This window comes from Oleiphilus sp. HI0128 (assembly GCF_001635365.1).
On record NZ_LWGG01001533.1, the window covers coordinates 1 to 1036 of the forward strand.

The 1036-nt window shown below is 49.7% G+C and carries 1 protein-coding gene; it reads right to left on the bottom strand.

The window, feature by feature from the left end; genetic code table 11:
- A partial coding sequence (locus A3763_RS25280) for an acyl-CoA dehydrogenase family protein (protein ID WP_369823181.1) occupies nucleotides 1-997 on the bottom strand: 997 nt, incomplete at its 3' end.
- Between the last annotated feature and the right edge of the window lie 39 nt (nucleotides 998-1036).

A 1036-nucleotide genomic window follows, 5' to 3' on the forward strand; every position in this document is an offset into this window, starting at 1 on the left:
CATTGGCGATTTCTTCATTTCCATATTGGAGTAGGCTTGCCCCTTGGAAGCAAAGTGCCATCTTTTCAACGATTCCTCTGGAGCGGTATTCTATATCCTTCTGATTAGAGAATTCTTGATGAAGATCATTTAGGGCTTCATCCATCAGTGAATGCTTACCTTCTACAGTATGCAATTCGGTCAGGAAGGCTTGTAGAGATTCAGGATTACGACGCGTGGCGCGAAGCATGTCCAGGCACTGGACGTTGCCACTACCTTCCCAAATGCTATTTACAGGAGACTCTCTGAATAGTCGGGGCATAATACTATCTTCCATTACGCCACTACCGCCAATGCACTCCATTGCTTCATAGGCGTGGCCGGGGGCCCGCTTGCAGATCCAGTATTTGCCGATAGCAGTTCCCATGCGCACTAAATGTTTTTCCTGCTCGTGTTCACTGCTTAAGTCGAGTGCCCTCGCCATGCGCATGCTTAAAGCCGTAGCTGCTTCGTGCTCAATAATCAGGTCGGCGAGTACATTTTGCATGAGTGGTTGTTTATCGAGTGTATTGCCAAACACCTTGCGTTGGCGGCAGTGATGAGTGATTTGGGAGATTGCCTGGCGCATCATGCCCGAGGTGCCAATCATGCAGTCAAAGCGGGTCATGGCAACCATCTCTAAAATTACCGATACACCTCGACCTTCTTCGCCGATCATCCACCCCATTGCTCCGCGTAGCTCAGTCTCACTGGAAGCATTGGAGACGTTCCCCATTTTATTTTTCAGGCGTTGTACTTGCATCGGATTCTTGCTGCCATCGGGTCGCCAGCGTGGCACCAAGAAGCAAGAAACACCCGAACTAGTTTGGGCGAGTACTAAAAATGCGTCTGACATGGGGGCTGACACAAAATATTTGTGCCCGATTAGTTCGTAAACCTGTCCGGGTCCCTGGGCACCCATTGCAAAGGCGCGCGTACTGTTTTGTCTAACATCGGAACCACCTTGTTTCTCGGTCATTGCCATACCTATTGTGAGGCCTGCCTTTTCTTCATGGCT